A 15,059-nucleotide genomic window follows, 5' to 3' on the forward strand; every position below is an offset into this window, starting at 1 on the left:
GGCGGCGTTAACGATAACTAAGCCTAGACTGCCGGATAGCGTTAGGAAGAAACAGGGGCTATATTGCCAAAGACTTTCCCCAAAATGACGAAAATCATGCGTCTTGATGATCTGCGCGTTTTTGTGCAAACCGCTGATGCCGGCAGTTTCTCACTGGCGGCACGCCAGCTGGATCTAACCCCGGCCTACGCCAGCGGTGCCGTGATGCGCCTCGAGCGGGCGCTCGGCACGCGCCTGTTTGTGCGCAACACCCGGCACCTGCGGCTATCGGAGGCGGGCGAGCGCTATCTGCCGCATGCGCGTGCGGCGCTGGATGCCATGGCACAGGGCCAGCATGCGCTGGCGCTGGGGCGGGATGAGATTGCAGGATCGTTGCGTCTTTCGGCTCCGTCGGATTTTGGCCGCCGGATATTGCTGCCCTGGCTGGATGATTTCCAGCAACGCTATCCGCGGTTGAGCGTGCAGTTGAGCATTAGCGATCGGGCCGTGGATCTGGTGCGTGAGCCGCTGGATGCGGCGATCCGCTATGGCGCGCTGATGGATTCGTCGCTGGTGGCTCTGCCGCTGGTAGCGGACCTGCGTCGCGCGTTGTGCGCCGCGCCGGCGTATCTGGCGCGCTACGGTACCCCTGACGCGCCGCAGGCGCTCCGTCAACATAATTGCCTGCGCTATTTTTGGGGCGATACCACTTACGAACGCTGGCAGTTCCATTTACCGCACGGGAGCCAGACCGTGGTGGTCAATGGCGATCGCACCAGCGACGATGCCGATCTGGTCCGGCGCTGGGCGGTGGCGGGACAGGGCATAGTCTATAAGTCTCGCCTTGACCTGCTGCCGGATATCCTCGCCGGGCGGCTCTACGAAATCTTTCCCGCCTATGGCGAGCCTGCGCCGCTGCAGCTGGTGTGTGCGCATCGCTCGCTGTTAACTCCGGCGGTACAACAGTTACTGGTCTTTCTGCGTTCGCGGGCGGCTTCTTAGCGGAACGGCGGCTCGTTAAAGGTGCGCAACTTGCGTGAATGCAGATTGTCGCCCTCCTCGCGCAGCAAACCGATGGCGCAGATACCGATTTGCAAATGCTCAGAAATGGCGCCTTCGTAAAACCGGTTGGCCTGGCCGGGTAATTTGATTTCCCCGTGCAGCGGCTTATCGGAAACGCACAACAGCGTGCCGTAGGGCACACGGAAACGATATCCCTGCGCCGCAATCGTAGCGCGTTCCATATCGACCGCCACCGCGCGACTAAGATTGAAGCGTAGCGCCGAAGCGGAATAGCGCAGTTCCCAATTGCGGTCGTCGGTGGTGACTACGGTGCCGGTGCGCAACCTGAGCTTGACCTCTTCGCCTGGCATGCCGCTGACCGTTTTGGTGGCGTCAAACAGGGCGCGCTGGACTTCGGCAATACTGGGGATCGGGATGTCCGGCGGCAGCACGGCATCCAGCACATGATCATCGCGCAGGTAGGCGTGCGCCAGCACGTAGTCGCCGATGGTCTGACTTTCGCGCAGACCGCCGCAATGCCCGATCATCAACCAGGCATGCGGACGCAGTACCGCCAGATGATCGCAAATCGTTTTGGCGTTGGAGGGGCCGACGCCGATATTGACCATGGTAATGCCCTGACCGTGGCGGTCTATCAGATGATAAGCGGGCATTTGATGGTTTTTCCAGGCCAGATCCGACACCTCATCTTCCATCGGCCCGTCGTCGCCGGTTAACAGATTACCTCCGGCGCACGACAGGGCGATATACGGACTGTCCGGGTCGCCTATTTGCTGGCGCGCCCAGCGGACGAATTCGTCCACATAGCGGGTGTAATTGGTGAACAAGACGTAGGGCTGAAAATGTTCTGCCGGCGTGCCGGTATAGTGTCGCAGCCGCGCCAGCGAAAAGTCGGTGCGCAGCGCATCGAAATGGGACAGCGGGAAGCGGTTGCCGGTCTGAAACAGACCGTCGGCGGTTTCATCGCCGATTTGCGCCAGTTCAGTAGTCGGAAAATATTGCGCGATGCCGGCGCTCATGGAACGGTCGAGGGCCAGATTGGCGCCGTCGATGACATAGGGGAAAGGAATTTCCTGTCGTGACGCCGTCACTTCTATTGTGGCGGCGTATTCGCCTTCCAGCGTCGCGAGTTGCTCCGCCAAATAGGCGCGGAACAACTGCGGCCGGGTGATGGTGGTGACGTAACTGCCGGGGCGAGTGAATCGCCCATAGGCGCGGGTTTTGGCCTGCGCGTGCGCCACGCCGTCCCAATGAACGCGCATGGGGATAGGCGAACAGCCCCCGGTCGCGTGCTTCACGGTCTGGCAGCGTACCGTCTTCAATAAAAACCTGGATGGCGGTGCGCAGGGCGCTGACCGCCTCCTGGTACAGGCGTTCTAGTTTGTCCAGCGCCTGGTTGGCGGTGAGATGAATTCCGGGAGTGACAGACATAACGACTCCTAGGGCAGCAAAAAAGGGCGAGCACCGTAAGCCGTGCCGGACCATATGCCAAGCGTGCGGCGCCCGCGCACGCCGCAAAAGCGGCGTCCGGCTGGGCTTAATCCTGCAAATACTGCTCGGTCAGCCGCGACCAGTAAGCAGCGCCCACCACCAGATTCTCATCGTTAAAATCATAGGCTGACTGATGCAGCATTGCACTGTCGCCGTTGCCGATGCGCAGAAAACAGCCGGGACGTTGCTGCAGGAAATAGGCGAAATCTTCGCTGCCGGCAATCGCGGCTAACGGTGTGACGACCTGCGCATCCCCCAGCAACTCACGCGCTACCTGACAGGCGAATGCGGTTTGCTCAGGCTGATTAATCAGCACCGGGTATCCCGGGATGAAATCGATTTCCGCGCGCGCGCCGAATCCCGCCACATGATGTTCCACCAGACTGCGGATGCGCGCTTCGAGCGCGCGGCGCACGTCGGCGTCAAACGAACGTACGCTGAGCGCCAACCGGGCGCTATGGGGGATGACGTTCGGCGCCTGGCCGGCGTTGAAGGCGCCAATGGTCACCACGGCGGCGGCGAAGGGATCGGTATTGCGCGCCACCAGCGTTTGCAGCGCCATGACCAGACTGCTGGCCGCCACAATCGGATCCACCGCCATTTGCGGGCGCGCCGCATGGCCGCCCTTACCGTGCACGGTGATATATACCGTATCGCAGGCGGCCATAAAGGGACCGTCGCGGAACATCAGGGTGCCGCCAGGATAGCCGGGATGATTGTGCATGCCGAACACCGCATCGCAAGGAAAACGCGCGAACAGACCGTCCTCAATCATGCGCTCAGCGCCGCTGTTGAACCCGATTTCCTCGGCGGGCTGGAAGATAAGATTCAGGGTGCCCGAGAAGTTGCGCGTTTGCGCCAGATGGCAGGCGGCCCCCAACAGCATTGCGGTATGACCGTCGTGGCCGCAGGCGTGCATTTTGCCCGGCGTCTGGCTGGCGTACGGCACGCCGCTGGTTTCTTCAATCTGCAGCGCATCCATGTCGGCGCGCAGACCGATAGCCCGTCGGCCGCTGCCCACGCGCAGCGTCCCCACCACGCTGTGGCCTCCGATGCCGGTGGTCACCTCATAGCCCCAGGCATGAAGTTTTTCCGCCACCAGCGCCGCGGTGGCTTGCTCTTCATTGGACAATTCGGGGTGTTGATGCAAATGCCGACGCAGCGCGATCATGGTTTCATGCAGGGGCGACAGACAGGCGACTTCAGTCAATTTCAGCTTGTTATTCATTACGATAGGTGTTTGGCAGGCGATAGGGTGCTTTGAGTTTACCATTTCACCCCCGGTGAACACATCACAAAGTGCAGGCAAGTGACTTTTCCGGCCCCGGCGCGTTGCCCGCGCCGTCAGATGTCCCCCAACATTTGCCGCAGCACCGTACCTGAGCCGGTACGGGAAGAAGGGGGGCGGTGCTTTGCCGGCGCCGGCGCGTTGCCCGCGCCGTCAGATGTCCCCCCAACATTTGCCGCAGCACCGTACCTGAGCCGGTACAGGAATAAGGGGGCGGTGCTTTGCCGGCGCCGGCGCGTTGCCCTGCTAATGAATGGGTCGCTCCTTGGCAACAAGGTCATTGCCGCGATGAACGGTTATCAGGTAATGCATAGGCGATAACGTAATCGCCGCGATCCGGCGACTGACGCGCGCCGCCGGCGGAAATGACGATATATTGCCTGCCGGTGGTCGGCGACACATAGGTTATCGGGCCGGCCTGGCTGCCTACCGGCAGACGGGCGCGCCACACCACCTTGCCTGTCGCGGTATCAAACGCGCGCAGGTAATAATCCTGCGTGCCGGCGAAGAACAGCAGGCCGGACTGGGTGACCATGCTGGGTCCCAACGTCGGCATGCCCACCGCCATCGGCAGATGCATTTTGATACCGAGCGGCGGTTTTTGACAAGGAATGCCGAGCGGCGACAGAAAGCGCTCACGCACCGCGCCATAGGGCGTGCCCTCTTGCGGTACCAGCCCCATTTCGATCCCGCTGGCACCCTGCGGTACTTTGGCGCGTTAGACCAGGTTGTTTGCCAAACCCAGGCGCATATCGTTGACAAAGATGATCGCGTTATGGGGATCCAGCGCGACGCTGCCCCAGTTCATGCCGCCCAGCGAACCGGGGAACTGCAACGCGCGATCGCGTCCCGGCGGGGTAAACACGCCCTGATGGCGCAGGCGTTTGAAGGCTATCCGGCACAGCAACTGGTCGAGCGGCGTGGCGCCACACATGTCCGCTTCGGTCAACGTTTGGTTACTGATATTCGCCATGCCGACCGAAAAGGGCTGGGTGGGCGAATAGCGTTCGCCGGGGGTGTCGCACACCGGCACGGCGCGCTCTTCCACCTTCGCTACCGGCTCACCTGTTACGCGGTTGAGCATGAAGATCATGCCCTGCTTGCTGGTTTGGACCAGTACCGGCGTGGTGCCACCGCTACCGTCCGGCAAGTCATACAGTAGCGGCTGTGCGGGAAGGTCGAAGTCCCATAAATCGTGGTGTGTGGTCTGAAAGTGCCAGCGGACCCGTCCGGTCGACGCGTCGACCGCCACTACCGATGAACTGTATTTATCATCCAGCGCGCTGCGTCCGCCGCCGAAGAAGTCCGGCGTGGCGTTGCCGGTGGGCAGATAAATCAGATTGAGCTTTGGATCAAAGGACATCGCCGCCCAGACATTGGGCGTGCCGCGCGTGTAGGTCGAGCCCGGCGGCTGTGCGCGGGTAATGGCCGGATTTCCCGGATCCCAGGCCCATACCAGCGCGCCGCTATGGACATCGAAAGCGCGCACCATGCCCGGCGGTTCACCGGTGGCAAAGTTATCCGCCACCCGGCCGCCCACCACCACCCGATCGCAGGCCACCAGCGGAGCAGAGGTTTGCTGGTAATAGCCGGGCTTGATTTCGCCCATGCCGATGGTCAAATCCACGGTACCGCCGTCGCCGAAATCGGCGCAATGCCGGCCGCTATCGGCGTCCAGCGCGATCAGACGGGCGTCGATAGTCGGCAGGAACAAACGGCGCGCGCAGACGGTCGGCGCTGCGCCGGGGGTAAGCTGGACGGCCGTCGTCGCAGCCGGCAGCGTCGGGGCCACGGCGTCAGGGGTCAGGGGGGCGTTACGGCGCTGGGTGGCTGCCTGTTACCCTTGGCAGAGGTCGGTGGGGTCTGGGTCACTGCGGCTGAGGCAGCGTTCGCAGGAGCAGCGGCGCGGGCAACCTGTGTGGCAGCGGCGTCGTCGGCGTAATAGCCAAGACCACGGCAGCGCTGCCAGTTGGGCGCACTGGCCAACGGATCGAAACGCCAACGCGTTTTGCCACTGTCGGCCGCCAGGGCCAGCACCTTACCGTAGGCGGTGCAGACATACAGCGTATCACCCACCTGCAGCGGCGTGTTTTGGTCTTCCGCACCGGCGCCATTGCTAAGGGGGATATCGCCGGTATGCGCTATCCACGCCACTTGCAGTTGGTCAACGTTGGCTTTGGTTATCTGGTCCAGTGCGGCGAAGCGATCGCCGGCGGTGGTGTTGCCCCAATGCAGCCAATTTTTCTGCTCTGCGCCCGGTGGCACGGGGTAGACCGGTACCGCCTGCCGTGGGCTCTGACTATCGGCGTTGGCACCAGAGTGTAACCCAGACTGGCAGCCAGACAGAGCGCCAGCAGCGCCGCCAGGCCATAACAGGCGCGATGAAGACCGGTGTCGCCCTGACGGGCTTTTAGCGGCGGGTAAGCCAGTGTTACCAGTAAGTCCAGCACGCCAAACATGAACAGGCGCGAAAACAGCGGCCAGAAGCTGAACCCCGCATCCCAGATGGCCCAGCACAGGGTCAGTAGGAACGCCAGCGCATAGATCCAGGCGCCCGCGGGTTGCAGGCCGATGAGCAGGCCCGCGGCCACCGTCAGCATCAGCCCCATGAACAGAAAATACCGACTGCCGCCATGGGTGGCCAGATAGCCGCCCCCCGCCGTCATGGCAAGACCGATTAACGCCATCAGTCCCCCCAGCGGCCGTACGAAATAGACGGCGCCCGGCCGTTTGCCCGTTATCTTAGTCATAGCCTGTTCCTGCTTATCAATGCCGATGCCTGCGGCGGGTGCAGGCCCAACGACAGGGAATAGGATGTCAACGCAATAGTGCCGTTAACGGTGCGCTCGGTTCAGGTCTTGCAAAGATAAACAGTAACGGGCGCTGGAAAAGACGCCCCCGGGCATGTCCCGTCGGCCTTGGCCAAGAACGGGACACAGCCGGCGCGTATTATTGGAATGTATAGGCGAGCGAAACCCCGCCGCCACAGTTTCTGCCCGCCGCCGGTTCAAAATAGCGGCCATTGATTTCATTGACGATGACCGACCCCGCATAGCGGCGGTCAAACAGGTTATCCACCCGGCCGTACAGGTTCATCAGCCAATTGCCCAGCACATAACGGTAACCGGTATCCAACGCGGCAACGGTATAGGCTGGCGCCTGCTGGCTGTTTTCATCATCGACGTCAATATCGCTCATGTAGCGCACTTCCAGGCCGGCATACCAGCCTTCGGGAGGGGACCAGGCCAGCGAGGCGTAACCCATGTTGCGGGCGATGCCGGGCAGGCGATTACCGGCAGCGATGGCATCGCCATCGCTGCAGTCGCTGCTGCCGCAGGCGCGGGTGCGGTAGGTCGCATTCAGCAACGTCCACGCCAGTCGCAGCTGGATATCTTCGGCGAATTGCTGACCTAATGACAGCTCAAGGCCACGACGGCGAGTTTTACCGGCATTGGTATAGCTGGTGCGGCCATTGCTGATGTCCGCCACCACGATTTCATTCTCGGTGTCGGTCTGAAATAACGCGACGGTTGCCAGCCCGCTGCCGATGCGCGCTTTACTGCCGACCTCTATGGTATTGCTGGTGGAGGGTTTCAGCGCATAATTCAGGCCCGGCTGATTGTCGGGACGATAGGAGAGTTCGTTGATAGTGGGGGTTTCAAACCCCCTACCGGCAGATAAATACGCATTCCAGTCATCGGTGACGGCGTAACTTAATGACCCCACCGGCAGCCAGCGGTGATAACGGGCGTTGCCGCTATCGTCGCCATTGTCTGCGGTGATATAGCGATCGTCGGAGTCGAACTGAACGTGGCTGAAACGCACCCCGGCGTTTAGCGTTAAGCGGGAGGTCAGCGACCAGGCGCTTTGCAAATAAGGGTCGAGACTCCACATCAGGTTATGTTCGTTACGGCGCAGATTACCCTGGGTACCGAGCTCGGTGACGCCATTGTTCAAGGTATAATTTTCATAGCCTTTACGCTGTTCGGTCATCGTTTCATAATCCAGACCGCCGGTCAGCGTGAGCGGCACGTCGCCGAGCGCGCCACGGTGCGTCCAGCGGGTATCGATGCCCTGATAATGACGGGTCAAATCAATAACGCCGCCGGCCTGTAAAGGGTTGGCCTGGGTGGCAACCGGCATTGCCTGATATTGGGTGGTGTCACGCTCGCCGGCATACATCATCACGCTCAGGTCGTCATTGTCGCTCATCTGCCGCTGATAACGCAGGCCGGCCTGCGTCTGGGTCAGAGTTTTGCGGGTATTGAACTGTTCAGCGCGGGTGGCTTGACGGGGATTGTCATGCCACTGATCCTCGGTCAAACCGCCGGGATCGTTGGCGGTAATATCCACGGCGTTGATTAACAAAGTCAGAGTGCTGACATCGTTAATGCGCACTCCGAGCTTGGCATTGCCAAGATTCTTGCGCGCATCGCTATGATCGCGATAACCGTGGGTGGTAAAACGGGTGGTGGAGACAGCGTAGTTGACATCGCCGGCCTGTGAGCCATCGGCGCCGGTAGCCTTCACGCCGTAGCGCCAACTGCCGTAGCTGCCGGTATACAGGACCGCTTCTATCTTATCCGGCTGGCTGCCGGTGACGGTATCCACGTTAACAACGCCGCCGTAAGCATTACCGTACAGCGCGGAGAACGGGCCGCGCAGCACCTCTACCTTGTCGACGCTGCTAAGATCGATATTCGACGTCTGGCCCTGCCCATCTGGCATGGTGGCCGGAATGCCGTCGACGTAGATACGCACGCCGCGTACGCCATACATCGAGCGGGCGCCAAACCCCCGCACCGACAGCTGCAGGTCCTGGGCATAATTCTGCCGGTTCTGAATTTGCAGGCCCGGCACGCTGCCCATGCTTTCCGATAAATTGACTTGCGGCTTAGCCTGGCGGAAGTCCTCGCCGGTAAGCACGCTGAGGGCGGCGGGCGTGTTCAGCTCGGCTAACCCGCTGCGTGGGGCGGAAACGATTAGCGTCTGCGTTGGGGCGTCGTGGGTCTTCTCCGGCGGCGTCGGCTCGGCGGCGCTGCGGCCCGGTAATGATAAGGAAAAGCAGACCAAGGTAGAAGAGAACCAGAAACGGGGTGAGGCGTTGATTACTTGGGTTGTCATTGTGAATTGGCCGGCAGGCCCGGTACCTGTTAAATCCATTTAAACGGATAGTAATACGGCCACCACATTATTGAAAAGTACAAATGACATTAACCATCGCCAACAGGCGGCCATTCACCGCCGCTTAGGGGGGCAAGCTGGCGTTTTTCCGCCCGTCCGGGAGGGCCTGACGCTGTCCGATTGTGCGCCCGCCGTCGTTATTGCCGGCGGCGCGCGTCGCGGGTCGCCGACCCGCCGGCCACCCGCGCGGGAGCCTTCATGAGCGCGGGCGGAGCAGCGGAACCCGGCCAGGAGCTTATTCTTTGCCGCCCGTCTCGCCATAGTATTTACGCTTCGACATCTGGCCGATACCGGGATTAAAACAATTGCACGGATCCAGCTGTCGGTAGAAGCGTCGCAGCGGTGGCGCCGCGGGGTAAAGATGACCGACGTTGTGCTCGGCGGGATACTGTGCGCCGCGCGCGTCCAGCCGTTGCCATAGACTGTGTTCCAGCGTCAGGCAATCCTGGCCTTTCTTGATGATGTAATCCTGATGGAAAACATGGCACAGGAAATGACCATAATACAGTTTATGAACCATCTGCTGGTCCAGCGCCGGCGGTAAATGCTCAAACCAGTCTTCATCATTGCGTCGCAAAGCGATGTCCAACGCCACGATACCTTCCACCGCGCGGGAATGGACGGCACGGTAACGGACCGCCGCGCCAGCGGCGGCAAAGCGATGAAGAAGCGCTTTTTTGCCTTCCTGCTCGCTGCAGGCGAAAAAACCGCCTTCGTGCCCGGCGAAATAGTCGTCGAGGAAAGCCTGCGCCTCCGCCACCCACTCCGCGCTGACTTTGAGCAACAAATGATGTTCATAACGGTCCCGATACGCCTGCATGCGCGCCGGCAGGGGATTAGGCAGCAGGCGGCTGAGGAACTGCAACAGCCGATCGCCGCAGTGCGGCGGTAAAAAAGGCAGCCGTTCCGCCAGTAAATCGAAGCGGTTTTTCAGCGCAAACAACGCCGGCAGGCGCGCGGTGCCCAGCCAGTGGATCAGCAAAAAGGTGTCTTTACCGTAGCGGGCGGCAATATCATAAGCGTCGCGGTGCAGATACTCTCCGGAGAGAGGCAGATGGGTAAACCGGCTTAAGATATGGCGCCGGATAGCGGTCAGTACCGAGGTCTGGTTGGTGCCGATATAAAACACCCGCGAGCCGTGGGCCATGGGAAAAGTATCCAGCCGTACGGCGAACACCATCACTTTGCCGGCGGACCCCGACGCCTCAAACAGCCTGCCGGGATCGGCATTGAACCGGGCGGGGGTAGGCTCATCTATCAGACGGACATGGTCGGCATAACCTTTGTCGGAGCCATCGCCGGTATCATAGCGAATATCCTGCTCGCCGTAATCGTCCTGATCCAGGCGGGCCAGCAGCGTTTCTTCGTCCCCCGCCAGGGCGACGCCCAAATGATTTATCAGCGCCAGCTTGCCCTCGGCGTCGACGCGGGCGAACACCGATAATTGCGTATAGGCCGGCCCGCGCTGCACCAGGGCGCCGATACAGCTGGAGCCTATCACCGAATGCGGCTCGCGGCCCAGCGGGGCAAGCTGGCGCTCCAACTGGTTGAGCGTCGCGCCAGGCAGGCAAATTACCTGCAAGCCGTTGTTGATGAGCCTGATTTTGTTCATGCGGGTGGTGCTGAGAATGACAATATCGCGGTCGTAAGCATCGCCATCCGGGGTCGAACCGCCGGTCAGGCCGGTATTGGCGGCCTGAGCGATAACCACCGCGCCGGCGTCAATGCAGGCTTGCAGTACGCGCCATTGTTCCACCAAGGAGCCGGGCCTGACCACTGCCGAAACGAAAGCCGGTGCGGTAGCGCCGTGTTTCCCCCTCTCCGGTGAGAACGTGGCCGGCGCCGACCAGCGCAATCAACCGGTGAATAAGGCTGGCGCGCGCGCCTGCCGTCAGGGGGGTGTCCGATGAGGTTTCTTTAGATAACACTGACATCGTTCGCTCCTTGATTGTATGGCGAGGCGGGCCGCGGTCAGCCGCGATTACGCTCCCTATTAAGCTTGTCGGCGCCGTAGAGCCGCGTGTGCGTCTTACGCCGCTGCCATTGCCAGCCGGCGGCCAGGGCCACAAACCAGAGCGGGGTCACCAACAGCGCATCACGGGTATCGTTTTGCAACACCAGCAGCGCCAGCACAAACAGAAAAAACCCAAGACAGATCCAGCTCATACCTCTACCGAGCGGCATTTTGAACCGGGACTGCCGGTGACGCTGCGGATACTTGCGCCGGTAAACGAGATAAGAACATAGAATAATCGACCACACAAACATAAACAGGATGGCGGCGACGGTGGTGACCAGCGTAAACACGGTCATGACGTTGGGAATAAAGTAGATTAACGCCACGCCCGCCAACAGACACAGGCACGAAAACAGCAGGCCGTTTAACGGCACCGCGCGCCGTGAGAGCTGGGCGAATCGCCGGTGGGCGACGCCTTGCTCTGCCAGGCCGAACAGCATCCGGCTGGTGGAGAAAATACCGCTATTGGCGGACGATGCCGCCGAGGTCAGCACCACGAAATTAACGATGCCGGCCGCCGCCGGCAATCCGGTCAGGGTGAACATGGCGACAAACGGGCTGCGGTCCGCCGACACCGCGTTCCACGGCGTCACGACCATAATCGCCAGCAGCGCCAGCACATAAAACATAATCACCCGCAGCGGAATGGCGTTGATGTCCCGGGGCAGTACCTGCTCTGGATCCGCGGTTTCGGCGGCCGCGGTGCCGACCAGTTCGATACCGACAAAAGCGAAGATGGCAATTTGGAAGCCGGCAAAAAAACCGCTAAGGCCGTGGGGAAACACGCCGCCGTGCCGCCAGATATTGTCGAGCCCCGCATGATCGGTGGCGGAACTGGGATAGTGCATCGCCGCAAGCGTCGCGCCAGCGATAATGAGCGCCACGATGGCGACAATTTTGATAATTGCGAACCAGAATTCCATTTCACCAAACATTTTCACCGTGGCGATGTTTAAGGTGACAAACACCACCACATAGAGCAGCGCGCTCATCCAAATGGAAAATCCGGGAAACCAGAATTGAAAATAAGCGCTGATGGCGACCACATCGGCGATACCGGTTACCACCCAGCAAAACCAATAGGTCCAGCCGGTAAAATACCCGGCCCAGGGCCCAAGCAGGTTGGCGGCAAAATCGCTAAAAGATTTGTAGCTCAGGTTGGAAAGCATCAGCTCTCCCATCGCGCGCATGACGAAAAACAGCATAAAGCCGATGATCATATAAACAAAAACGATTGACGGTCCCGCCAGACTGAGCGTTTTACCCGAGCCCATAAACAGGCCGGTACCGATGGCGCCGCCAATCGCCATGAGCTGGATATGTCGGTTAGTCAGCGTGCGCCGCAGCTTTTCGGGCGTTTGGGCGGGGAGGGGTGCCTGATTTGTTTCAACAGCCATCGTGACCTGTTCCTGTCGGTGATGTTGTGCCGGCGTTTAAGCCGAATTCCTGTAAACATGCGGTCAGCGCAAGAGGGCGCAGGATGCGCCGGTGACCGGCCGGGCGTAGGGCGTGCCGTGCCGACGTCAAGCGGGACGGGGACCTTACCGCCCGTGCCATCCACCGGTCACGGTGTATGCCGTGTCTGGGGGGCATCGACCTTGAGCACGCAGCGCCAGCGGTTAATCGGACATGATGCGTGCCGCAAGCTCTGCACGGGACGAACCGCATTAGCGGCCATAAGATAGTGTATTAATACTCAATAGGGTTAATGTTTTTTTATTATGGCAAAAGCCAGTATGCACTTGGTAATGATGACCAGGCTTTCTAATTGTCCCGATACGCCCTATGGGGTTCTTCTTCTTCTCCCTGCCGTTGCTGCGGTGCCGTGGACGGCGGCGGTCAAAACCAGATTAAGCTTGTCGCGGCCCAGGTGAGGGTGGTGGTGGCCAAAACCAGAAAAATGTTATTGCGTATCACATGACTGCGGCGGTAATGGCGGCGACGGGGCGATGGCGCGTTCCGTGGCTTAGGGTCTGGCGGCGATGACAAACAGCACCGCCCAAGACCGGGTATGGCTTAGCCGGGCAGCGCGTGGGGGCTGGTGGCCGGCGCCAGACCTTCTTTCGCCAGCGAATCGCGGGAGATATCGCCGATAGTTTTGGCGCCGGTCAGCGTCATCGCCACCCGCATCTTTTTTTCAATCAGCGCCAGCAGGTGCGCCACGCCGGCCTGACCCGCCGTCGCCAGGGCGTAAATATAGGCGCGGCCCAGCAGTAGCGTATCGGCGCCGAGAGCCAACATTCGCACCACATCAAGCCCGTTGCGCACGCCGCCATCGGCCAGAATGGCAATATCGCCCTTCACCGCATCGGCGATGGCGGGCAGCGCCCGGACGGTAGAAAGCACGCCGTCAAGCTGCCGGCCGCCGTGGTTGGATACCACAATACCGTCTGCGCCGAAACGTACCGCATCCCGCGCATCATCCGCATCAAGGATCCCCTTGATAACCATGGGACCTTGCCAAAAATCGCGGATCCACTCAAGATCGCGCCAGGAAATCGACGGGTCGAAATTATTGCCGAGCCAGCCGATATAATCTTCAAGCCCGGTGGGCGTTCCCAAATAGGCGGAAATATTGCCCAAATCGTGCGGCCTGCCGCGCACGCCGACATCCCAGGCCCAGCCGGGGTGGGTCATCGCCTGCCAATAGCGGCGCAGGGCGGCATTCGGCCCGCTCATGCCGGAATGGGCATCCCGGTAGCGGGCGCCGGGCACCGGCATATCGACGGTGAACACCAGCGTCGAACAGCCGGCCGCCTTGGCGCGCTACAGCACGTTGCGCATAAACCCGCGATCCTTAAAGACATACAGCTGGAACCACATGGGACGGTTTATCGCCGAGGAGACCTCCTCAATCGTGCCGACCGACACGGTCGATAGCGTGAAGGGAATGCCTTTGTCATCTGCGGCGCGCGCCGCCTGCACCTCACCGCGGCGGGCATACATACCGCACAGGCCTACCGGCGCCAGCGTTTGCTTGAATAACTGCGTTTCGAGACTGAGCTCGGCCATATTGCGAAGTACCCGTTGGCGCAACGCAATGCTTGCCAGATTGTCCACATTGCGCCGCAGGGTGTATTCTGCATAGGCGCCGCCGTCCAGATAATGGAACAAAAAAGGCTGCAGTTTACGTTCGGCCGCGGTGCGATAGTCGTTCGCTGATGAAATGATCATAGCTCTCTCATTATGTCTCAGTGAAGGAAGGAGGAAAACGGCCAAGACGAGCCAGGCGCGCGTCTTCTTCCTGTAAAGACCTGAGCGTCTGATGCACGCTGTCCAAATGGGCAACTGCCGCCGCGCGCGCCGCGGTGGCATCGCCGGCGAGGATGGCGTCCAATAGCACCTGGTGCTGCTCTGTCAGACGGGCGAAATGGGTGGGGCGGGTATACATCCGCTGGCGGCTTTGCTGCACCGAGGTTTGCAGCAACGCAAAAAGGCCGCGCATCGTTTGCAGCAGCACCAGGTTATGCGACGCTTCGGCTATGGCCAGATGAAAGCGGACATCGGCCTGCGCCGCCTGCTCGGGATCATCCTGGTCGCGCACGCGCCGTGTGGCGTCAAAACAGGCCTGCAACCGCGCTTTATCTTCCTCTATCGCGCGTAACGCGGCGTGCCAGGCGGTGCCGGCTTCGATGGTCTGTCGCGCCTCCAACACGTCATAACGATAATCAGCATCATCAGCCATTAAACGCTGTAACGGCAGGACAATCCGATGCTGCGTCCAAAGCAGGCCATTATCTTGCACAAAGGTACCGCCGCCGCGACGGCTGACCAGCAGCCCTTGGCTAATCAGTTTTTGAATAGCTTCCCGCAGAGAGGAGCGGCTGACGCCCAGCTCGGACGCCAGCTGACGCTCGGCGGGTAAGTGTGCGCCCGCCTAAAACGGCCGCTGAGCTATTATTCGCTCAAGCTGGCGCGCGATGCGGTCCGCCAGACGTGGCGGGGTGTCAGTTGTCATGGTTTTCAGCTCCATTACATTCCTTTTATAGCACCAGGCCCTGGCAGCCGGATGCCCTGGGCCCATTGCAACGCCAACGGCGGAACAGCTGAACGCGCGGCGCCGCAGTAAGCGCGATG

The 15,059-nt window shown here is 60.8% G+C and carries 4 protein-coding genes and 5 pseudogenes; 1 reads left to right on the plus strand and 8 read right to left on the minus strand.

Going from position 1 to position 15,059, the window contains the following annotated elements; genetic code table 11:
* Positions 1 to 84: 84 nt before the first annotated feature.
* Entirely contained in the window at positions 85 to 981 is an 897-nt protein-coding gene (locus tag JZM24_RS13715) for a LysR family transcriptional regulator (protein WP_215670348.1), read from the plus strand.
* Here JZM24_RS13715 and JZM24_RS13720 read toward each other — a convergent pair.
* The 8 genes and pseudogenes from JZM24_RS13720 to lldR all read right to left on the minus strand — a co-directional run bounded on the left by JZM24_RS13720 (position 978) and on the right by lldR (position 14,940).
* Positions 978 to 2,433 (minus strand): annotated as a pseudogene (locus JZM24_RS13720) (AMP nucleosidase). The gene JZM24_RS13715 and the pseudogene JZM24_RS13720 overlap by 4 nt on opposite strands.
* A gap of 106 nt (positions 2,434 to 2,539) precedes the next feature.
* Positions 2,540 to 3,721, minus strand: a complete 1,182-nt coding sequence (locus JZM24_RS13725; RefSeq protein ID WP_215670349.1) for a M20 aminoacylase family protein — start codon at positions 3,719 to 3,721, stop codon at positions 2,540 to 2,542.
* A gap of 337 nt (positions 3,722 to 4,058) precedes the next feature.
* A pseudogene (locus JZM24_RS19795) lies at positions 4,059 to 6,531 on the minus strand (PQQ-binding-like beta-propeller repeat protein).
* Between the two features lie 199 nt (positions 6,532 to 6,730).
* Entirely contained in the window at positions 6,731 to 8,854 is a 2,124-nt protein-coding gene (gene pqqU / locus JZM24_RS13745; RefSeq protein WP_376775569.1) for a TonB-dependent receptor PqqU, read from the minus strand.
* A gap of 346 nt (positions 8,855 to 9,200) precedes the next feature.
* Positions 9,201 to 10,899: pseudogene (dld, locus tag JZM24_RS13750) on the minus strand (D-lactate dehydrogenase).
* Between the two features lie 37 nt (positions 10,900 to 10,936).
* Positions 10,937 to 12,379, minus strand: a complete 1,443-nt coding sequence (gene cycA, locus JZM24_RS13755; RefSeq protein WP_215670357.1) for a D-serine/D-alanine/glycine transporter — start codon at positions 12,377 to 12,379, stop codon at positions 10,937 to 10,939.
* 619 nt (positions 12,380 to 12,998) lie between these two features.
* Positions 12,999 to 14,156, minus strand: a pseudogene (gene lldD, locus JZM24_RS13760) (FMN-dependent L-lactate dehydrogenase LldD).
* Positions 14,157 to 14,166: 10 nt separating this feature from the next.
* Positions 14,167 to 14,940 (minus strand): annotated as a pseudogene (gene lldR / locus JZM24_RS13765) (transcriptional regulator LldR).
* Positions 14,941 to 15,059 lie beyond the last annotated feature (119 nt).

It is taken from the genome of Candidatus Sodalis endolongispinus (assembly GCF_018777395.1).
Taxonomy (GTDB): Bacteria; Pseudomonadota; Gammaproteobacteria; order Enterobacterales; family Enterobacteriaceae; genus Sodalis_B; species Sodalis_B endolongispinus.

Excerpts from the sequence above, each read along its gene's own strand:
- JZM24_RS13715 (WP_215670348.1), top strand. The coding sequence starts at position 85 with ATGACGAAAATCATGCGTCTTGATGATCTGCGCGTTTTTGTGCAAACC.
- JZM24_RS13725 (WP_215670349.1), bottom strand. The coding sequence starts at position 3,721 with ATGAATAACAAGCTGAAATTGACTGAAGTCGCCTGTCTGTCGCCCCTG.
- cycA (WP_215670357.1), bottom strand. The coding sequence starts at position 12,379 with ATGGCTGTTGAAACAAATCAGGCACCCCTCCCCGCCCAAACGCCCGAA.